At 68.7% G+C, this 19,830-nt stretch carries 16 protein-coding genes and 1 pseudogene; 13 read left to right on the top strand and 4 right to left on the bottom strand.

The window, feature by feature from the left end; translation table 11 throughout:
* The 6 genes and pseudogenes from KUM49_RS31765 to KUM49_RS31740 form a co-directional block, all read left to right on the top strand.
* Nucleotides 1–201, top strand: a pseudogene (locus KUM49_RS31765) (hypothetical protein); the annotation flags it as partial.
* Entirely contained in the window at nt 201–572 is a 372-nt protein-coding gene (locus KUM49_RS31760) for a hypothetical protein (protein ID WP_217240426.1), read from the top strand. The pseudogene KUM49_RS31765 and the gene KUM49_RS31760, both read left to right, overlap by 1 nt.
* 29 nt (nt 573–601) lie before the next feature.
* On the top strand, nt 602–949 hold the full coding sequence (locus KUM49_RS31755; protein WP_217240425.1) for a DUF6247 family protein: 348 nt from the start codon (nt 602–604) through the stop codon (nt 947–949).
* Nucleotides 946–1,269 (top strand): hypothetical protein, encoded by a 324-nt coding sequence (locus KUM49_RS31750; RefSeq protein ID WP_217240424.1) that lies wholly within the window; start codon nt 946–948, stop codon nt 1,267–1,269. The genes KUM49_RS31755 and KUM49_RS31750 overlap by 4 nt, the downstream gene beginning before the upstream one ends.
* 468 nt (nt 1,270–1,737) lie before the next feature.
* A complete protein-coding gene (locus tag KUM49_RS31745) occupies nt 1,738–2,280 on the top strand; it encodes an RNA polymerase sigma factor (RefSeq protein WP_217240423.1) in 543 nt (180 codons plus the stop codon).
* Nucleotides 2,273–3,265 carry a hypothetical protein gene (locus tag KUM49_RS31740; RefSeq protein ID WP_254402091.1) on the top strand — a complete coding sequence of 331 codons (993 nt, stop codon included), beginning with the start codon at nt 2,273–2,275 and terminating at the stop codon, nt 3,263–3,265. The genes KUM49_RS31745 and KUM49_RS31740 overlap by 8 nt, the downstream gene beginning before the upstream one ends.
* Before the next feature lie 81 nt (nt 3,266–3,346).
* Here the strand turns inward: KUM49_RS31740 and KUM49_RS31735 are convergent, their stop codons facing one another.
* Nucleotides 3,347–3,994, bottom strand: a complete 648-nt coding sequence (locus KUM49_RS31735) for a peptidase inhibitor family I36 protein (protein WP_217240422.1) — start codon at nt 3,992–3,994, stop codon at nt 3,347–3,349.
* A gap of 429 nt (nt 3,995–4,423) precedes the next feature.
* On the opposite strand from KUM49_RS31735, the gene KUM49_RS31730 reads away from it, so the two are divergent.
* Complete coding sequence (locus tag KUM49_RS31730) at nt 4,424–4,852, top strand: hypothetical protein (protein WP_217240421.1); 429 nt, start codon at nt 4,424–4,426, stop codon at nt 4,850–4,852.
* Here the strand turns inward: KUM49_RS31730 and KUM49_RS31725 are convergent.
* From KUM49_RS31725 to KUM49_RS48795, 3 genes are all read right to left on the bottom strand, one after another.
* Complete coding sequence (locus tag KUM49_RS31725; RefSeq protein ID WP_308406835.1) at nt 4,849–5,367, bottom strand: hypothetical protein; 519 nt, start codon at nt 5,365–5,367, stop codon at nt 4,849–4,851. The genes KUM49_RS31730 and KUM49_RS31725 overlap by 4 nt on opposite strands.
* A 233-nt stretch (nt 5,368–5,600) precedes the next feature.
* Nucleotides 5,601–5,969: a toxin-antitoxin system YwqK family antitoxin gene (locus KUM49_RS31720; protein WP_254402090.1), complete on the bottom strand. Its 369-nt coding sequence runs from the start codon at nt 5,967–5,969 to the stop codon at nt 5,601–5,603.
* On the bottom strand, nt 5,969–8,605 hold the full coding sequence (locus tag KUM49_RS48795) for a hypothetical protein (RefSeq protein ID WP_308406834.1): 2,637 nt from the start codon (nt 8,603–8,605) through the stop codon (nt 5,969–5,971). Before KUM49_RS48795 ends, KUM49_RS31720 begins: the two co-directional genes overlap by 1 nt.
* 189 nt (nt 8,606–8,794) lie before the next feature.
* Between KUM49_RS48795 and KUM49_RS31710 the strand changes: the two genes are divergently transcribed.
* The 6 genes from KUM49_RS31710 to KUM49_RS31685 all read left to right on the top strand — a co-directional run bounded on the left by KUM49_RS31710 (nt 8,795) and on the right by KUM49_RS31685 (nt 19,778).
* Nucleotides 8,795–9,061, top strand: coding sequence for a type II toxin-antitoxin system Phd/YefM family antitoxin (locus KUM49_RS31710; RefSeq protein WP_217240420.1), 267 nt, complete (start codon nt 8,795–8,797; stop codon nt 9,059–9,061).
* Nucleotides 9,054–9,332, top strand: a complete 279-nt coding sequence (locus tag KUM49_RS31705; protein WP_217240419.1) for a type II toxin-antitoxin system RelE/ParE family toxin — start codon at nt 9,054–9,056, stop codon at nt 9,330–9,332. The genes KUM49_RS31710 and KUM49_RS31705 overlap by 8 nt, the downstream gene beginning before the upstream one ends.
* Nucleotides 9,333–9,522: 190 nt before the next feature.
* Nucleotides 9,523–13,473, top strand: coding sequence for a hypothetical protein (locus KUM49_RS31700; RefSeq protein WP_217240418.1), 3,951 nt, complete (start codon nt 9,523–9,525; stop codon nt 13,471–13,473).
* A complete protein-coding gene (gene pglZ, locus KUM49_RS31695) occupies nt 13,473–16,265 on the top strand; it encodes a BREX-2 system phosphatase PglZ (RefSeq protein ID WP_217240417.1) in 2,793 nt (930 codons plus the stop codon). Before KUM49_RS31700 ends, pglZ begins: the two co-directional genes overlap by 1 nt.
* Nucleotides 16,262–17,602, top strand: coding sequence for a BREX system ATP-binding protein BrxD (brxD, locus tag KUM49_RS31690; RefSeq protein WP_217240416.1), 1,341 nt, complete (start codon nt 16,262–16,264; stop codon nt 17,600–17,602). The genes pglZ and brxD overlap by 4 nt, the downstream gene beginning before the upstream one ends.
* Complete coding sequence (locus KUM49_RS31685) at nt 17,595–19,778, top strand: DEAD/DEAH box helicase (protein WP_217240415.1); 2,184 nt, start codon at nt 17,595–17,597, stop codon at nt 19,776–19,778. The genes brxD and KUM49_RS31685 overlap by 8 nt, the downstream gene beginning before the upstream one ends.
* Nucleotides 19,779–19,830 lie beyond the last annotated feature (52 nt).

Below are 19,830 nucleotides of genomic sequence, written 5' to 3'. Positions count from 1 at the left end.
CACCTCCCCCTCCACCGCTCTTCATACGGCCTCCCCACCCCCCTCGACGGCACCGACTCCGCCCTCGTACGCCCCTACCTCACCGCCCACGAACGGGAAGCCGTCCTCCAGCAACACCGCCGCCTCGCCCTCGTCCTCGCCGCCGACTTCGGGATCGACCTCGACCGGCACCTGATCGGCGCGCAGGAGGTGGCTGCCTGATGGAACACGTGAGCGGCATGACCACCCCCCGGCTCCTGCCCTGGCCGACCCCCGAGGGCAACCCCTGCTACCTGGTGACCGACGACAGCGGCAGCCGCCTCTCCCGCCTCGCCGACGACCTGGAGGACACGCAACTCTCCACCGGCGCCGACGTGCTCGGCCTCGCCCGCGCCGTGCTGGACGACCCCACCTCGCCGTACACCGAGGTCCGCTACGCCGGCCTCCGGCTCGCCGAGTGCCTGACCGACGCCCTTCGCGTCGCCGAGTCCCGCGGGATGCGCCTGCCCGTACCGGATACCGAGGACACCGAAGAGGGCGAAGGCGCCCAAGGACAGGCCGCGGGCAACGCAAGGAGCGGACTATGGTCGTAACCACCACGCGTCGAAGGAGTTCATCGGTCATGACCGCCCACGCCGCCGAACCGGTACCGGCCGTCCCGCCCATGCCCGAGCGCACCCCGAAGTCCCTGCGCGAAGCGATCGCCCGGCACGCTCCGCAGCTGCTTCCCGACTTCGACGCGCACTGGAAGCGGGCGATCGCCGACACCTACGACATCGGCCCGCTGCCCGCGTTCCTGGCCCGCTGGTGGGTGGAGTACGCGATCGCCCGCGACCCGGAGCTCGACGCCCACGTGGCCGATCTCCACCACCGGGCCGCAGAGGCTACCGACTATGCCGTGGCCAAGGCTCTCCTCGAAGAGGTGTCGGAGATCCGCCACCACGCACGGGAGCTGGAGCCCGGTCAGTGACAGACGCCTTCATGGGGCCGCCCTGGCAGATGGACTGGCGGCTCGACGCTCTGGCACGCCGTGATGCGCTGCCTGAGCACGTACAGAAGATGGTCGACGAAGCTCGCGCCCAACTGGTGACCGCGGAGGATCCCTACTTCCGGGGAATCGACGCCGACGCCGACCTCCCGGAGACCATGTATGTCGAGCCGGTACGGTCCGCCGACCCCAAGGGGCCGCGCATCCTGTACTTCGACAACCACCGGGGCTGGCTGATCTATACCTTCACCCCGCGAGCCGAGGATCCGCAGATCACCCTGGTGGAGGTCTTCTGGCAGTGAGATGAAGCCGGTCACGTCGGCGGAGCCCGCCCTCCGCCGACGTGACCGGTTCCTGGCGGGGATGAGGACCGGATCCACCACGAGAAGGTGAGGCAGGAGCACCCGCCAGGCCGGCCATGTCGAGGGATCACCGACGTCTTCGGGAGGGCCGCGGCCAAGAGGGCTTCGGCGTCCCGACCCGCCTGTCGGCGTTGGTCGGGGGTGAGTTGGGCGGCGAGGACGGTCTGGGCGAGGCGGTGGAGCTGGAGGGTGCCGTCCTGGGCGCGGGCCAGGCTGTGGCGGGATGGCGTGCAGGGTTGGACGGGCGTCCAGGAGAGTGGCCAGGGCACCGGTAAGGAGCTGGTCTCCTTGGCAACACCGTTCGCCCACTTGTCCAGCTCACTGTGATCGCTGTCACGTTCGAGGGGCGGCGCGAAGATGTAACGCGGGTGCTGCGGCCGGACATGTCGTAGGTGGAGGACGGATAACTTGAGCGACGAGGAAATGTTCACCGAGCTGTATCGGCAGAACTACGCGGCAGTTGAAGCTTATGTCTCGAAACGTACGGCCCCCAGCAGTGCGCCGGACGTGGTGGCAGACGTGTTCCTCACGGCGTGGCGCCGTTTCACAGACATACCTGACGAGAAGGAGCTTCCATGGCTGTATGGAGTCGCCCGGCGGATGCTGGCCAATGACCGGCGTTCGCAGCGGCGGCAGATCAGCCTTGGAGAGCTGCTAGCTGCCCAGCCCCCGGCGTTAAGCAACGAACGCCAGCCGGATGACGTGATCGTTGAACTGGACCTGGCGAGGGCGTTCGACGGTCTCGGCGATGCCGACCAGGAGATCCTCCGCCTGGTGCTGTGGGAAAAGCTGCCCATAAAGGATTGTGCGCTGGTGCTGGGTTGCGGGACGGCAGCTGCACGGGTGCGCCTCTTTAGAGCAAGGAAACGGCTGGGACGACTGCTGCCTCAGATCAGCTCTGCTCGCGTCCTGAGCGACGAGGGCCGCCCGCGGAAGGAATCCCATGCGTGAATACGAAGACTCTCTGGCAGCACTCGGCTCTCGTCTTCAGGTACAGCTCGCCGCACCGCAGCAGGTGGACTCCCTCTTGGAGCGGATTCTCGCCGAGCCGCAGCAGGCAACTCGCCGCGCTGGCCGCAGTCGGCAAGGCCGGAGCCTGCGTTTCAAGGCGCTCGCTGTTGCCGGTGTGTCAACAGCTGCGCTTGCCGCGGTCGTGGCTGGGAATGTGCTCATGAAGCCGTCCTTCCCGGAACCGGCATACGCCGCGACTCCTCCGCTGATCAAGATCAGCGCTGCGCAGGACCTGCCGGCCGCCCAGGCTTTGGAAGACATCGCCCGCCGCACGGAGAAACTCCGCGAGACTGCAGGCTGGGACAACCACTTCGTGCAGGAGACGTGGTCTCTGACGACTCGCATCGGAGGCCACCAGATCACCTCTGCGGTCGTTCCCGAACGCCGCGATTCCTGGAAGAAGGACGACGGTTCCATCGTCTGGTCGGCCAAGGCCGAGAAACCCGAGTTCCAGAACACCGAGCAGAAGGACTTGTGGGAACAGCAGTGGGCTGCACTCGACGAGCCCACGAACCGCTCGGGGAAGGGCGGGTCATCCTACGGAAACCCGCCGGCACCGGTGGACATGAAGAAGTGGCTCCAGGAGGGATCTCCGGGCGACACCGCGGGCTTCATCTCTGAATCGCTCGTGCAGAAACTCATGACCAATCACCTCACGCCTGGGCAGAGGGCGGCGGTCCTCCGCGTACTGGCGGAGCGGAAGGACCTCAAGTTCGCCGGAACGGCGAAGGATCGTTCCGGGCGGGAGGGGGATGCCTTCACTGTGGAATCGGACAGCAGCGGCCTCCCGGCCAAGCACACTCTCATCATCGACCCGGACAACGGGAAAGTCCTGGCCTACGAGCAGACGCTGACCAGTGATCCGGGAGCGCTCAACGTGAAGACCCCGGCCGTCATCAACTACGTCACCTTCCTGCGCGGCTGACCGGGCGCAAGAAGTCCCGCACTGCGGCAAGCCGCGCCACCCTCGGCGGGCCCACCGCAGTGCGGGACTCGTTCTGTCAGGTCACGACGTCCAGAAGCAGTCGGCCTTGTTGTCCAGGCTCGAGCCGACATAGGCCTTCTTGGTGTGCGGTGCCTCCTGCCACAGATGGATCGCGTTCTCGAAGCAGGAGCGGTCCATACCGGTCTGGGACCTGCCCTCGACGTAGATGTACTTGCCGCCCTTGTTGGACCACGAGGACGTCTTGTTATCGAAGTCGTACACGGAGAAAAAGATCATGTCCCCATGCTTGTGCGACGCGTTCCACTGCAGGCGCCGCCCTCCGTAGTTCTCGAACTGGTAGAAGCAGTACCAGTCGTTCCCGAAGACCTCGGTGGGACAGCCGTCGTCCGCGGCAAGGGCTTCCCCAGCGGCAGCTTCAGCCGCGACCGACTTCGTGGAAACGCCAGCAGTCTTCGTCTGCAGCTGAACTGCGGCGTCACTGCTGGGAGGCGCCACATCCTCACCAGGCAACGGGAAGGCCATGATGGCCTCCCCGCCGTTCCAGGAAATCTCGTTCCGGCTGATCTGGACTCCGCCGGTGGTGTTGGCCAGCACCTCATCTATCTGCTGCTGCAGTTCGTCCGTTTGCGTTGCCGCGCCCGCCTGGCTGAGCATGGTCAGGCTCAGCATCACTGCTCCGGCGAGAACAGCAGTCTTCCTCAGCTTCATCAATCCCCCTGACACTCGCACAGGCGTGCGATGGACGTGAGTATGCGATTGATCGCTCACTGTGTGCAAGACACTGATGACCATCCGCCACCGCAGCCGCCCTCTGACGCTACTGAGCACTGCGCTATCGCGGCCGGTACCTTTGCAGGTCAGGAGGCATCCTGGGCGGTGCTCGATGCGCTCTTCTGATGGCTACGACCGAATTCAGGCGAGCAGATACGGCTCGAACTGGTCGTCAAGACCCCTGCTGCAGTCCCGGTCTGTGCTCCGGCGCTGGCGCGGTCGATGGTGAACGCCTGCCTGACGAAGCGCGCCATGCTGGTCGCAATCGGGGGACGTTTGTGTGGTGTCCGCTCGCTGCGGTTTGAAGAAACCCTGAGGGCTGTCGCAAGAAGATCGCGGTGTTCCGCCCAGACGTAGAATTCCCGCATGAGTGACGTGTTTGCCGTGGACCTGGCTCTCGACTTCTCACCCACCGTGCCGAGTGCTGTACTCGACAGCGTGCGGTGGCATCTCGGCGGACGGGCCACACGCGACGAGACCGACGTCGTCGACGACATGCCTGACTTCGTGCCCCTCTTGTCGGGCCGCGGTCCAGCGGTACGTGTCGGCGGAGTTTTGACAGGCGAACTGTTCCAGGGCGCTGACCACTGGTCTCTGACGGCACGACAGGAAATCCACGCCGAGTTGCTGCCCGAACTCGACTCGCTCGTGCAGATGCTGGCGTACAACGCGCGAACCGAGGGAGTCATCGGGCAGATGAGGTTCCACGAGGAGGACGTTCCCGAGCTCCTGATCAATCGGTCGGGGACGCTGGTCCGGGTGCCGCTGCGGGCGGCCGATCCGACCGTTTCCTAGTGTCGTTCGCCGGACTCACCCATAAGGTCTTCCAGGGAGACATCTCCGAGAGATTCCTCATCCACGATCGGCGTCAGGTTCAATACTGCCTCGGAATTCGCAATCATCCGACCGATCTCGATCGGGAGATTTTCGAATTCCTCCATCACCACGTCGTAAGGCTCAACTCGGTGCGTTTTTCCGTCCAGACCTGTTGCTTCGACGACGTACCGGTATCCGGCCGGCGAACTCGAATCGTCGACCTTGACCCAAGTCGCCCCGTGTCGGCGCACGAGCAGATCTCCGAGATAGGAGGTCAGGTCTGTGTGCAGCCCGATCCAGTCAGACTGCTCGAACTCGCCCAACGGAAGGCGATCGACGTAGCTCTGCAGGCCGGGAAGCAGGCGCAAAGGGTCCTCCGCATACCGCTCCGGTGTCAGCCCGAGCGTGGACGCGAGCCCAGCGGCGTTGCGATGGGCGCCCTCGGCCCACTCCTGCGCCTGGGCGGCCGCCCAGTCCGGCATCTGGTTCTGCACGATTCTCAGCATTCCAGTTGACCAAGAAGGATTCTGCTTCTTCTTGGTTGGCGGATCCCAATGGTCCTTCTCCGGCGTGGGGCCGTATTCGAGAAATATGATTTTCGCTTTCTCGAGGTAGGCGCGCAGCTCGCCGGATGGGCCGGCGTGTGTGAAAGACCACCGGATCGTATCCGGGATTCATTCGCCGAAGAGCGACATCCTTGTGGATCTGCTCCTTTATGTGCTTGCCATCAGTCGCGCTCCGCGTGCCACTCCTTCGTCAGGCTGCCCTCCTCATCCCATTCGAACTGCGCCAGCTGCCGCAACCCGTTGTCGCTCATGATGGTTCGTGCCGCGAGTCTGCCGTTCGGATGCCATCGTTGGAACTCGCCAGCAGGAAACCCGTCACGCATGACCCCATCCGACCTCAGAGTGCCATCCATGTACCACTCGCGGACGGGGCCATCTTCAACACCATCCTTGTACGTGATGAGGCTGACGAGTGCACCGCGCTGGTATTCGACGGCTTCTCCGTCGAAGGGGATTCCCTGATAATAAAGACGCTCTCCGTCGTCCATGGTCACGTCTGGGTCATCGATATCAATTCGATGCAGATTCATCAGGGAATCCAGTTCTCTGGTCCGGGCGGGTCCTTCAGGTAGCGCCCATGACTACTGGGCATACCGTCAAGCATATGATTGCAGTTGCCACAGAAGGGCGCGGGTCGAGGGCGCACCCCTGTCTCCAGGTGAGGCAGGAAGGGAAGTTGCACTGACGCTTGCATCTCGCGCAGGGCGGCAGCGTCGTCCGGGAGCCCGAGTTCCCGACGTGCCCACAGCAGCTCGTTCGTTGCCTTGATCTCGGCGTGAGCAAGGATCGGCGCGCGGTGTGGTGGCGCGTCCGCGATCTGTTCGTAGCGTTCCAACAGCGTCGGGTGCAAACGCTCCATTGGGATCAGCCCAGCCGCACCCTTGGGTCCGTTGATTCCCTCGACCACGCGCCCGGTGCGCAGGTCGACTACGGATCCTGCACACGCCCCCACCTGGGCGCGAGGGAAGGTACCAGCTTCCTTCGCCTCCAGATATGTCAAAGCGCGCTGATGAGAAAGTTGGTCCAGGAATTCGGTAACTGGTCGCCCGTCAACGTGGGAAATGAGGCCGTCTTCTGTGCGCCCCACTCGGTTCTCCGGCAAATCGCCAAGGATCTTTTCACCAGGCCCAGGAGGCGGCAGGGGGTTGTCGTCGAGCCGTAGGTCATCGAGATTCGAGGGGCCCTCCATGCCATGCGAGGAAGCTGCGTCGTGGCCGATTTCGTTGTGCGCTGCGTCGTCCGCGTGGCCGGCTGGGGGCGTTCCCTCGTCGGCGGAACCGCCGGCCGGTTCGTGGCTGCCACCGTGGTGGGCTCCATCATCAGCGTGACTGTTCGGCGTTGTGCCGTCGTCGGCGTGTGACGGCGACGGGTCTCGCGGTCCGCTTGGCGGTTCGTAGCTCGCGGAGGGCCCCCTGGTGAGGTCGTCTGCTCGGCCGCCCGGGAGATGGTCCGCCGTGCCGCCGGGGACGTGGCCGGCTGCGCTTCCGCCCGGCAGGTCGCCCGCGCGTCCGCCGGGCACTCCGTCGCCTCCGGCCTGCACTGTCGGGACGCTGTCTCCACCTGCGTGAACCGCAGCGTTGTCGCCTACGCGGCCGACGTCGCCGAGGTTGTTGCCCGCGCTATTGCCCAGGCGGATGTTCTGGCCTGCCTGCTCAGCGGTGTGAGCGCCTGCGCCCACCAGCGCCGGTTCCTTGGCCGGGGAGTCCACGCGGGGCACGTCCGCGCCTTCAGCCGGGGTGCCGGAGGCGGGCTTGTCGACGACGTCGGTCGGCGCGCTGTCGACGTTGTCGACCACGTTGCCGTGCTGGTCGAGGAGGTTGCCGTCGCCGTCCATGTAGTGGGCCGGGGAGCCGTCCACGCTGGGGAGCTTGGTCGTGCCCGGGGGAAGAACCGGGGTGTCGTACGGGAGTTGGACGTTGCCGTCGGGCAGCCGGGTCGCGCCGTCCGGGATCGCCGCGCCCTCGGGGAGGTTCACCGTGCCGTCGGGCAGCTTGACCGCGCCCTCGGGCAGGGTGATGGCGTTGTCCGGGAGGGCGGGGATGTCGATGTTGCCGACGCCCTTCAACGCCGCGCTGATGTCGCCGATCTTCGACAGGCCCGCGCCGGCGCCCTTGGCGATGTAGGTCATCGGGTCGATGACCCGGGCCGTCTTCCCGGCTGCCGACAGGACCTTGGCGGCCGCACCGGCCTTGCCGGCGCCCGATACACCGGCGCCGGCACCACCGGTGAAGACGGTTGTCAGAACGTTGAAGGTGACCGCTCCGGCCGCGCGGGCGGGGTTCTTGCCCCACTCGTCCCACGCCAGCAGGGCCTTGCCGGTCTCCTTCATCGCGGTGCGTGAATCACGCAGCCACGCGGGTAGTTTGTCGTCAGGCAGCCCCCAGAACAGCACCTGCGCGCCCGGCATCATGCTGATGGTCAGGCCGGTGGCGAGCTGCGCGAGGCCCTTCCATGCCTGGCCCATCGCGTCCCAGCCGCCGAACCCGACCAGGGTGCCGAGGCCCTTGAGGGTGCCCCAGACGCCGTCGACGATCAGGCCGTCCCACACGAACGACTTCACCCAGTGGCCGACCTCGTACCAGTGGTGCTTCTCCTCCACCGGGTCGCCCCAGGGCACCTTGGCGTTCTTCATGTCGTCGGCCGCGAAGCCGTACTGGTCCTTGCGGTCCGAGCCGTCCCCGGCGACCATCTGCGTGCCGCCCCACAGCGCGGTGATCTTGTTGTGAGCGGTTCGCTCGGCTGCCCAGAACGCCGCCACCGTCGCGGTGATCTCGTCGCGGATCTGGTTGTGCTTGTCGACCTTCTCCTCGTCGTACTCCCACTCGTCGTCGTCCTTGACCGACGAGACGAACGTGGTCGCGTCCGTCTTCAGCTGCTTCAGCTTGTCGACGAGGGGGCGGATCTCCGTCGCGTACGACGACAGGGCGGAGGACACCGTCTCGAGGTCGTCGGCGAACGCGTCCGCGCGGTCCTTGACCGGCTTCGTCGTCGCGAAGAGCTGTTCTGCCTCGGGGGCGGTGTAGTACGCCGACAGGCCCTGGAACCGGGAGTGGACGTCCTCGCCGGTCCTGCGGACGTTGGCCGCGTCCTTCTTCAGGTCCGCGTGGTCGGTCTCCAGTTGGTCCAGGTTGCCCGTGTACTGCGGTATCTCCCCCGGCTTGAGCACGCCGTCCCACGCCCCCCTGCTCCCACAAGTCACCGTCTCGATCATCTGTATCAATCGGCGCGTTGCATCCGCAATGCGGTTCTGGCCAAGGGTTGCTGCGCGGGCGGTCTTTGGTTGGGCGCGGGGTGGGTACTGCTGAGCGGGTCACCAGGATTGTGTACACATGGCACACTCGGTACTCTTGGGCGCATGACCCAGATGCCCATAGAGTCCATCCGTGACGTGCGCGCCCACCTGGCCGAGGTCGTCGAACGGGCCGACCGGGACGACACCCCCACGGTCATCACCCGACGGGGCAAGCAGGTCGCCGCCGTCGTGTCGATCGAGGTCCTGCGCAGGTACCAGGAGTGGGAAGAGCGAGAGATCAACCGGATCATCGACGAGCGTATGGCGAGCCCGGCGGCCGGCGTCCCGATCGAGGACGTCATGAGGGAGACGCTGGCACGCAGTGAATGAGCACTGCGGGAGTGAGTACCGCACCGTCTTCCGGCCGGAGGCCCGGGCCGAGCTGCGCAAGATCCCCAGGGACGCGGCGCTCCGCATCCTCGCCAAGCTGACGGAGCTGGAGACCGACCCGCTCGGCTTCCACACCACCGCGCTCGTGTCCCGGCCGGACCGGCGCCGTCTGCGCGTCGGTGACTACCGCGTCATCTACACGATCGACAACGGGGAACTGGTGGTGTGGGTGGTCCACGTCGGACACCGGTCCACCGTCTACGACACCTGACGGCGCCGGACAGCGTCCGCTCGGCCGAGCACACCCCTCGGCCCGGCATGCCCCCATAGTCGCCCCGGTCCCGCACACCCCACCTCCCCCGCCCGCCCTAACTGGCAGGATGGAGGGGTTGTGTGCGGAGCCGACCGGGTATGCCGGGCTCCGCCGAGCAGGACGCGGGCGGGGAAAGCGGGAGCGGTCGATGGCCAAGGGCAGCAACGTCGTACTCAGGGATGTCCTCGACATCAAGGAGGACGCTCACGCCGGCGACTTCAAGGTCGCGCTGTCCCAGGGGTTCGGCGACGACGCCGCCGGTTCGGTGGCCGACTACGTGGTCACCGAGCAGCTGGCCAAGGAGTTCGACAAGGCGCTGCGGCTGGTGCGCGGCGCGGTGCGCAAGAACACGTCGTACGCCGCCTACCTGCACGGATCCTTCGGCGCCGGTAAGAGCCACTTCCTGACCGTGCTGCACGCCGTGCTCAACAGCGAGCCGTCCGTCAGGGCCAAGCCGCGGTTGCGTGAGGTGATCGCCGACCACGACGACTGGTTGCCGGGGAAGAAGTTCCTCATGGTGCCCTATCACTTGGTGGGCGCCGCCAACCTGGACTCCGCGCTGCTCGACGGGTACGTCAAGACGGTACGCAGCGAGCACGAGGACGCTCCCACCCCAGCCGTGTTCAAGGCGGACTCGCTGCTCGCAGACGCCCGCGCTCTGCGCGAGTCGCTCGGCGACGAGGCGTTCGTGCGGCTGCTGCCCACCGCCGCCACCGCCGCGCCCGCAGCCGACGACGGGCTGACGCCCATCGGTGCCGCCCCGGCCGAGGCCGACGACGGGGAACTGCGACCCATCGGGGCCGTCGCCGCGACTCCCTGGACCGGGGAGGAGCTGAACGCCGCCTTCGCCGCGCCCGCAGGAGACGAGCGCCGGACGCGGCTGGTGTCCGCCCTGCTCAGCGGCCCCATGAAGTCGTACGCGACCGGAAAGTCCGGCGACGCGGACGCCTTCGTACCGCTGGACGACGGGCTCAGCGAGATCAGCAAGCACGCCCGCTCGCTCGGCTACCACGGTGTGGTGCTCTTCCTCGACGAGCTGATCCTCTGGCTCCAGGCCCGGATGCGGGACCGCACCTGGGTGAACGAGCAGATCCAGCAGCTCGTCAAGCTGATCGAGTCCGGCAACGCCGACCGGCCGGTGCCGATCATCTCCTTCATCTCCCGCCAGCGAGACCTGTCCCAGCTCATCGGCAAGGACATCCTCGGCTCCGACGTGCAGAACATGGAGCAGGCGCTGGAGTACCTGAAGGAGCGCTTCACCGTCGTCAACCTGGAGGACCGCAACCTCCCGGAGATCATCAAGGAGCGGGTGCTGAAGCCCCGGGCGGGGCAGGAAGGGGCGCTGGCGACCGCCTTCGCGGGCATCGACCGGTCGAACCAGCAGGTCAAGGACATCCTGCTGGACGACCAGGGCGCCACCAGTGCCGACTGGGACGACTTCCGGACCGTCTACCCGCTCTCGCCCGCCCTGCTGAACGTGCTCGTCGCGCTCTCCGGCGCTCTCCAGCGCGAGCGCAGCGGTCTGAAGCTGGTCCAGCAGTTGCTGGAGAAGAACGCCACCGCCCCGCTCGGCAAGCTCGTACCGCTCGGCGACCTGTGGGACGTCCTCGTGGACGACACCGGCGCCGCCTTCACCGAGCAGCTGAAGCACGAGGCCGAGCAGGCCGAGAAGTTCTACACCAAGGCCCGCCAGTACCTGCTGGACAAATACGGCAGCGACGGCCACGACGACTTCGTGGCCGACGACCTGTTCGTCAAGACGCTGCTGCTGGCCGCGCTCGCCCCCGACGTCCCGGCGCTGCGCCGGCTGACCGGTGCTCGGCTCGCCGCCCTCAACCACGGCTCCGTGCGCTCCCGGACCGTGCCCGCGGGTGACAAGGTCATCGAGCGGATGAAGGCCCTGATGGGCAAGTTCCCCACCGAGGTGCGCGCCGAGGGCGACACCGACCCGGTGTTCTCGCTGCACCTGTCCGACCTGGACGTCGAGCCGCTGCTGGAGGCCGTCGCCGGTGAGGACAAGGGCGGCGTGCGCCGGGTGTGGGTGCGCGACCGGCTGTGGGAGCTGTTCGGCGTGCGCGAGGGACAACTCGTCGCCGAGAAGGAGATCGTCTGGCACGGCACCCGGCGCACGGTCGAGTTCGTGTTCGGGAACGTCCGCGACCCGCGAGAGCTGGCGGACGAGATGTTCACACCGTCCGAGACCGGCAACATTCGCATCGTCGTCGACTACCCCTGGGACGAGGACGGGCGCTTCCCCAGCTACGACTACCAGCGGGTCAAGGAGCTGGGGGACAACGGTCTGACCGCGCCCACCCTGGTGTGGCTGCCCGACTTCTTCTCCGAGCAGCGCAGGGCCCAGCTCGGCCAGCTCATGCGGATCGGCTTCCTGCTGGAACGCAACCGGCTGGACGAGTTCACCCGCAACTACGCGCCCGACGACCGCGCCAAGGCCCGCCGCCAGCTGGAGGTCGGCCGCGACACCCTCACCGCCACCCTCGTCGACTCGCTCGGCGAGGTGTACGGCATCTCCCAGCCCAAGGAGGGCACCAAGGCCGTCGAGGTCGTCGAGGGCCGCCATGTGCTCTCACTACTGCCGCAGTTCCCGCGGCCCGAGCCGGAGGGCGGCAAACCGTTCGCCGACAACGTGCTGCACCTCGCCGACGGGATGTTCAGGGCGCTGTACCCGAAGCACCCCGACTTCGGTCCCGACCGCTCGGGCCAGCGCAAGGCCGTCACCCCGGGCGAACTGCGCACCGCGCTGGAGTGGATCACCCGGGCCATGGACCAGGACGGGCATGTGCAGGTCGACAGTTCGTACCTGCCCATCGTCAAGCGCATCGTGGAACCGCTGGAGCTGGGCACGGTCCACGACGGCCCGCTCGTGCTGCGCGCCGACTGGCGCGGCCGGATCAACCAGGCGGCGCACCAGCACGGGGAGCGCGGCGACCTCGCTGTGGAGGACATCCGCAGCTGGATCACCAACAACCAGGACCTCGGCTACGCGGGCCTCGACCGGCAGACGACCAGCCTCCTCATCGCCGCCTACGCGCTGCTCGACGACCGTGCGTGGGTGCGCTACTCCGCCCACGAGACTGCCGCTCCCGAGCTCTCGGCCATCGGACCCGGCTGGGCGTTGCGCTCGCAGCCGAAGCCGGAGAAGGAGGAGTACGAGGCCGCCCGCGAGCGTGCCGCACGGCTGTTCGGCGTGGCAGCCAAGCCCAACCCGTACACCCGCAACGTCAACAAGCTCGCCGAGGACGTCCGTGCCAAGGCGGAGACGTACGAGAGCAACGTGGCGGGCGTGCGTAACGCGCTGGAGCGGCACGCGGCCCTGCTCGGCCTCGACGGCGACACCCCTGCGTCGCGAACGGCGATGCTGCGCGAGGCCGCCGGCCTGCTGGCACGCCTCGGCCGCCACGGCACCGACGCGACCGGCCTGGTCAAGGAACTGGCCGCGCTCACCTACGAGACCCCGGACCGGGACCTGGCCCACACCATGGACAGCGCCGGGGAGGTGCTGCGTGCCCTGGACGCCACCGACTGGCGGCTGCTCGGCAGCGTGCGAGGGCTGAGCGGCCGGGACGACAGCGTGGGCGACCGTGCCGGACGGCTCTGCACCCGGCTCGCCGAAGCCGCGCGGGCCTCCGAGTTCGAGCGGCCGCTGGTACCTGTGCTCGACGGGCTGCGCGAGACCGCGATGGCCGTCGTGGACGCCGCGCTGAAGGTCGAGCGCACGGCTCCGTTGCCGCCTGCCGAGCCCGTCTCGCCGTCCCCGGGCCCGGAGCAGGTTCCGCTCACCGAGCACGGGAACCCGCCGGTGCCCTCGCAGCCTGACGCCGAGCCTGGCAGTGGGGGCGAGCAGGTGCCGGGCACGGTGCCCGGTCAGGCGTCGGGCGGCGGTCGTGCCTGGACCGCCCGCCGGGTCATCGGCGGTGGTTCCACCAGTCTGGAGGCTCTGCTCGCCGTCGAACTGGCCGCCGTGCAGCGCGAGATCGAGGAGTTCCGCGCCGAGCACCCGGACACTCCGGTGGAGATCATCTGCCGTCCCGTCGGCGGGGCGGACCACAGCGCAGAAGCAGACGGGGAAGGGCGACTCTGATGGCCCCACGCCCCGCCGTCGGGCGGCGCGCGATCGAGGTCCTGCTGGAGACGGAGCTGCCGGGCGTCGGGCGGCGACGGCTCGTGCTGGTCGACGCGAGCTACGAAGGGCCCGGCCGGGAAACCGAGTTCACTGTGCGGGTCGACGGCTCGGCCCGCCGGGTCCGCGTGACCGAACAGGATTCCCTGCTCGGCATCGCAGAAGCCTGGCAGCGCCATCAGGCAGAGGAAGGGCCGGTGGGCGACGGCGTCCTCGTAGTCACCGGCTCGGTCCCGGCCGACCAACTGGGCTGGGACCTCAGGGCACACGCCGTCCGTCACCGCGCCCTCGGCGTCGACCGCGCCCAGATCGTCAAGCAACTCTTCGGCGCCACCGACCTCGACCCCCGCATGGCCGGCGAACGGTGGCTTCTGGACGCGCTGTTGGAGGCCGAGCCACTCGACGGCTGGCCGCGCGCCGGGTCCGTCCTCACCCGTGACCGTGCCGTACGCACCCTGCTGGCCGCGCGGCTCGGGCTCGGCGACACCACGGCCGACACCCTCGACCTCGACGCCGACACGCTGTTCGCGTGGACCCGAACCCCTGTCGGCCCCGCTCTTTTCGCCGCCCTGTCCCACAACGAGCGCACGGGACTCAGCGAATGGCTGGCGCAGACCGTCGGACCGGCCGCACCCACCCTGCTGGCCCTCGCGGCCGACGGGCGCGGCGGCGACGCCCTGCCGCTGGGCGCGCTCGCCTCCGCCGCCCTGGCGTCCACGGCCCCCGAAGCGGCCACCTTCGCACTCGGTACGCTCTTCGGCCCGGCGCTCGGCTCCTACGAGGAACTGCGGCCCTTCGCGGAGGCCGCCACTGGAGTCCTCAGCCGCTGGATCGCCCAGGCCGAGGGCAGCGGCTCGCAGCGCGCCGAGGCCCGGGGCCGGGTGCTCGACGTCCTCGACCAGGCGGACCGGCTCGCCACCGAAGCCCGGCTCAGTCCGCTGATCGGCGCGGACCGGTTGCTGCCCTCCGGCTACCGCGCCCTGCTGCGTCAGCTCGCGTCCGTCCTGGACGGCCCCGACGCGACGGCGGCCGAGGACGCCCTGCGCAAGCTGGCCGAACACCAGCTCGCCGTGCTGTACGCGGACTCCACGGAGACCGCGCGTACCGCGGTGCGGCTGGTCCGCTGGCTCGCCACGCCACGGGAACCGGTCGTGTCCGTGGTCCAGGGTGTCCGCACCCACCTGGCGTCCTCAGGCTGGGCCGATCTGGCCGTGGGGATTCTTGCCGAGGGCGACACATCCCGGGACACCGCCGTCGCCGACGCCTACCAGCGGCTGATAGGAGCCGTACGGCAGCGTCGTACCGGGATCGACGAGGAGTTCGCCCAGCGGCTCGCCGTATGGACGGAGGGTGCCTGTCAGCAGGCACCCGGAGGCGCCCTGCTCATCGAAGACGTGCTGGCCAAGGCGGCCGTGCCGCTCGGCAGACCGCTCAAGCGTGACGACGAGTCACAGGGCAGGGAAGGCCGGGATCAGGGCAGGCCGCTGGTCATTGTCCTGGACGGGATGAGCGCCGATGTCGCCGTCCAGCTCGTCGACGGGCTGGACCGCAAGGCGTGGACCGAAGTGGTGCCCAAACCGGAACGGGGCGAGAAACCCGTACGCCGGGCTGCCGTGTCGATGCTGCCGTCCGTGACGACGATCAGCCGGGCCTCTCTGCTGTGCGGGCAGCCCGCCGAGGGCGGGCAGAGCGTGGAGCGCGCCGGATTCGCTGCCTTCTGGAAGAAGCGCCACCGGAGCGCGCAGCTGTTCCACAAGGGCGGCTACGAAGGGCCGCCCGGCCACCGGCTCGCGCCCGAGTTCGTCCAGGCTCTGGCCTCCGACGAGGTCGTCGGCGTCGTCCTCAACACGATCGACGACGCACTCGCCGACGGCCGTGAGGGCGCCCGTGGCCGGTGGCGGCCCGAGGACATCGGTAAGCTGCCCGACCTGCTGAACGCGGCACGCGACTACGGACGACCGGTCGTTCTCGTTTCCGACCACGGTCACGTCCTCGAACGCGGCCCGCGAGGAGAGCAGCGGCAGCCCGCCGCAGAAGGAGTGAAAGGTGCCCGGTGGCGCACAGGTCCCGCTGGGGAGGGCGAGATCGACCTGTCCGGCCCCAGGGTGCGGGCCCGTGGCGGCCGAGTCACCCTGCCGTGGCGCGAGGATCTGCGCTACACCGCCCGCCAGGCGGGCTACCACGGCGGTGCCTCGCTGGCCGAGGTGACCGTGCCGGTGATCACCCTGGTGCCGTCGGCGGACCTCGTCCCCGAGGGATGGACTCTGCTGCCGGCCGAAGGCGTGGCCCCTGGCTGGTGGCACGGCGAGGCCGTCTCGGCCGAAGAGACGCCTCGGGTCGCCCACGAGCCGACGGTGGGAGTCGCTCCAGCACGCGCGACACCACAGGCGGCGAGCGTCCAGCAGGCTGTTGACCGGGACACCCTCGGTTGGCGGACTGTGCGGTCCGACCCGTACAAGACGCTGCGTAGGTTCGTGCGTGGCGCCCCGAGCGACACCGCGGTCGCGGCCGTGCTCGACGCGCTGCTCGCGGCGGGCGGGAAGCTGTCGCCCGGGGCGGTGGCCGCCGCGGCCCAGTCCGCCACCGGCAAGTCCGAACGCAACCCGGAGCGCTTCGCCACCGTGCTGGAACGCCTGCTCAACATCGACGGCTATCCCGTGCTCCAGCTCGTGGAGTCCGGGCGTACTGTCCAACTCGACCGGGCACTGCTCGAGCAGCAGTTCCTTGAGGACGTCTCCGGGGAGACGGCATGAGCACACCGGCGAGCGACGTCAGCGTCGCGCGGCGGCGGGACGTGATCGACGCCCTGCGCCGCGGCACGGTGCCTCAGTCCGGCCTCGGCCTGTTCGCGGTTGGTCTGGAGCGCTTCGAGGCATCTCTCGACAGCGACCTCGCAACGGTGGCGCGTGGCGGCGCCGCCTTCCACGCGCTGCGCGGTGAGTACGGCTCCGGAAAGACTTTCTTCGCCCGCTGGCTCGCCGAACGCGCCAAGCGGCGCGGCCTCGCCGTGAGCGAGGTGCAGATCTCCGAGGCCGAAACACCGCTGCACCGGCTGGAGACCGTCTACCGCAGACTCGTCGAGCGCCTCACCACGGCCACGCACCAGCCCTCGGCCCTCCGGGCGGTCGTGGACTCCTGGTTCTACGCCCTGGAGGAGGAGGTTCTCGACGGCGGTGGCATCGCCCCCGACGACGAAGCGGCCCTGTCACAGGCCGTGGACGAGCTGCTGGAGCGCCGACTCACCGATGTCGCCCGCACCACGCCGGGCTTCTCCGCGGCCCTGCGCGGCTACCGCCGTGCGGTGTCGGCGGGTGACGGGGCACAGGCCGAGGCGCTGATCGCCTGGCTCGGCGGACAGCGGTCCGTGGCCGCCTCCGCGAAACGTGCCGCCGGTGTGCGGGGCGACCTGGACCACTTTGCCGCGCTCGCCTTCCTCCAGGGCCTCCTCGCCGTGCTGCGGGACTGTGGACACCCCGGACTGCTGCTGGTCCTCGACGAGGTGGAGACCCTCCAGCGGGTGCGGGGTGACGTACGGGAGAAGTCCCTCAACGCACTGCGCCAGCTCCTCGACGAGATCGACGCCGGTCGCTTCCCCGGACTGTTTCTCGTCATCACCGGGACGCCCGCCTTCTACGACGGCCAGCAGGGCGTGCAGCGTCTGGCGCCGCTCGCCCAGCGTCTCGCCACCGACTTCACCACCGACCCGCGCTTCGACTCCCCGCGCGCCGTACAGCTGCGCCTGCCCGGATTCGACCTGGCGTCGCTCGGCGAACTGGGCCGCAAGGCCCGGGACCTGTACGCGGGCGCAGCGCACCACCCCGATCGACTCGCCCACCGGGTGGACGACGCCTACCTCGACGAACTGGCGCGTGCGGTCACCGGGTCCCTCGGCGGCAAGGTCGGCATCGCACCGCGCCTCTACCTGCGCAAGCTTGTCGCCGATGTCCTGGATCGGGTCGACGAATTCGCGGATTTCGATCCCCGCGCCCACTACGCCCTCACCGTGAACACCGCCGAACTCACCGACATCGAGCGGAGCGCGGCCATGGGCGCAGGAGACATCCCACTGGACCTCGACCGTCATGAGTGAAGGGGCCTTCGGAGGCAAGGACCAGGGCGACGTCTTCGACCTCCTCGACCCTGTCCTCGGTCACCACATCGTCAATTCCCTGGGCTGGCGCACCCTGCGTCCCCTGCAACAGGAGGCCGTCGAACCGCTCCTTGGCGGCGAGGACGCCCTGTTGCTCGCGCCCACGGCCGGCGGAAAGACCGAAGCAGCGGTCTTCCCTCTTCTGACCAGGATGAACCGGCACGGCTGGAAGGGCACCAGCGTGCTCTACGTCTGCCCCCTCAAGGCCCTGCTCAACAACCTGCATCCGCGGCTTCGGACTTACACGGAATGGCTGGGCCGTACCGCCGAATTGTGGCACGGCGACATCACCACATCCCGACGGCGCCGCATCCTCACCCAGCGCCCCGACATACTCCTCACCACACCGGAGTCCCTGGAATCCATGCTGGTGAGCACCCATGTCGACCATCGCGCCTTCTTCTCAGGACTACACGCCGTCGTGGTCGACGAGGTCCACGCCTTCGCGGGTGACGACCGGGGCTGGCATCTGCTCGCCGTGCTGGAACGCCTGAGCCGTGTCGTCGGACGCCCCCTCCAACGGGTCGGTCTGTCAGCGACCATCGGCAACCCGGGTGAGCTGGTGACCTGGCTTCAGGGGTCGGGGCAGGGGCGTCGGCCCGCGCAGGTCGTGGCTCCCCACCTGGCCGAGCGGACCAGTACGAGCCCGGTCACCGGCACGGAATTCGCCGCGGCATCGCCCGCCGGAGACATCGAACTCGACTACGTCGGCTCGGTCGCGAACGCGGCAACCGTCATCGCGGCCCTGCACCGGGGCGAGAAGCGCCTGGTCTTCTGCGAGAGCCGCCGAACGGTCGAGGAGCTGGGCGAGCAACTACGCATGAAGGGCGTCCCGACCTTCCTCTCCCACGCCTCGCTCTCCGTCGACGAGCGGCGACGCGCCGAGACCGCCTTCGCCGACGGCCGTGACTGCGTGATCGTCTCCACCAGCACCCTGGAACTCGGCATCGACGTGGGAGACCTGGACCGGGTCATCCAACTCGACGCTCCGCGTACCGTGGCCTCCTTCCTGCAACGCCTCGGACGCACCGGCCGACGTCCCGGCACCACGCGCAACTGCCTCTTCCTCGCACTCGACGCAGAAGGGCTCCTCTCAGCGGCCGCACTTCTGCTCCAGTGGTCCCGAGGCTGGGTGGAACCCGTCGTCGCACCGCCCGAGCCCCGCCACCTGGTGGCCCAGCAGCTGCTGGCGCTGTGTCTGCAGGAACACCGCGTCGCCGAGAACCTCTGGCAGGAGTGGTGGGGCGGCGTCGGCCCCTTCGGGCCAGGCGCGGCACCGGTGGTTCGCCACCTCGTGGAACACGGGTATCTGGACCGGGACGGCGGACTGCTCTTCATCGGCCCTGAGGCCGAACGCCATTACGGCTACCGACACTTCATGAACCTGACGGCGGTGTTCACCGCGCCGCCCGAGTTCACCGTCTTCAACGGTCGCACCGAGATCGGCCGTACCGACCCCGACCTCCTCGCCGAGCGCATCGAAGGCCCGCGCAAGCTTCTGCTCGCGGGGCGCAGTTGGCTGGTGACGTACATCGACTGGAACCGGAAGCGTTGTTTCGTGGAACCCGCCGACGAGGGAGGGCGTGCCCGATGGAACGGCTTCGGTGCCGAACGCATCCGTTCGTTCACCCTCGCCCGCGCCGCCCGGGATGTCCTGCTCGGTGAGGACCCACCCGTCCGTCTGACGAAACGAGCAGACGTCAGGCTCGCCGAGGCGCGCGAAACCCACCTGCACACCGTCCACCCCGGCGGAACCGTAGTCACCCGGATCGCCGCCGACGACATCCGCTGGTGGACCTGGGCGGGCCACCGGGCAAACGCCACGCTCGCCGCCTCACTGCCGATCGCGGTGACCCCGCACCGCCGCCTCAATGACCGGTGGATCCGACTTCGCGACGATCTCACCCCGGACGGCTGGAGAGCCGCTGTCGCCGGTGCCGCTTCAGGGCTGTGCCTGCCCGAGGTCGACGGACAGGCTGTCCGCGGTCTCAAGTTCGGTGAAGCCTTGCCGCCCCGGCTTGCGGAGGCGACCCTCGCCGCGCGCGGTGGGGATGACACGGGCGCCAGCAGGGTCCTTGAGGATCCCGTGCGGTTTGTCAGTCTCCCCGGCGAGTAGCTCGGCCTTGGTCATGCGCTGAACTCACTCGCCACGCGTGCCGCCGTCTTCC

Source organism: Streptomyces sp. AC555_RSS877, from assembly GCF_019049245.1.
Taxonomy (GTDB): domain Bacteria; phylum Actinomycetota; class Actinomycetes; order Streptomycetales; family Streptomycetaceae; genus Streptomyces.
The sequence above is the reverse complement of the archived record's forward strand: the minus strand, read 5'-3'. Positions and strand labels throughout refer to the sequence as shown.

What these genes read in the sequence shown, in the direction of transcription:
- KUM49_RS31760 (WP_217240426.1), top strand. Translation starts at nt 201, where the DNA reads ATGGAACACGTGAGCGGCATGACCACCCCCCGGCTCCTGCCCTGGCCG.
- KUM49_RS31755 (WP_217240425.1), top strand. Translation starts at nt 602, where the DNA reads ATGACCGCCCACGCCGCCGAACCGGTACCGGCCGTCCCGCCCATGCCC.
- KUM49_RS31740 (WP_254402091.1), top strand. Translation starts at nt 2,273, where the DNA reads ATGCGTGAATACGAAGACTCTCTGGCAGCACTCGGCTCTCGTCTTCAG.
- KUM49_RS31735 (WP_217240422.1), bottom strand. Translation starts at nt 3,994, where the DNA reads ATGAAGCTGAGGAAGACTGCTGTTCTCGCCGGAGCAGTGATGCTGAGC.
- KUM49_RS31730 (WP_217240421.1), top strand. Translation starts at nt 4,424, where the DNA reads ATGAGTGACGTGTTTGCCGTGGACCTGGCTCTCGACTTCTCACCCACC.
- KUM49_RS31720 (WP_254402090.1), bottom strand. Translation starts at nt 5,969, where the DNA reads ATGAATCTGCATCGAATTGATATCGATGACCCAGACGTGACCATGGAC.
- KUM49_RS31710 (WP_217240420.1), top strand. Translation starts at nt 8,795, where the DNA reads ATGACCCAGATGCCCATAGAGTCCATCCGTGACGTGCGCGCCCACCTG.
- KUM49_RS31700 (WP_217240418.1), top strand. Translation starts at nt 9,523, where the DNA reads ATGGCCAAGGGCAGCAACGTCGTACTCAGGGATGTCCTCGACATCAAG.
- pglZ (WP_217240417.1), top strand. Translation starts at nt 13,473, where the DNA reads ATGGCCCCACGCCCCGCCGTCGGGCGGCGCGCGATCGAGGTCCTGCTG.
- brxD (WP_217240416.1), top strand. Translation starts at nt 16,262, where the DNA reads ATGAGCACACCGGCGAGCGACGTCAGCGTCGCGCGGCGGCGGGACGTG.
- KUM49_RS31685 (WP_217240415.1), top strand. Translation starts at nt 17,595, where the DNA reads ATGAGTGAAGGGGCCTTCGGAGGCAAGGACCAGGGCGACGTCTTCGAC.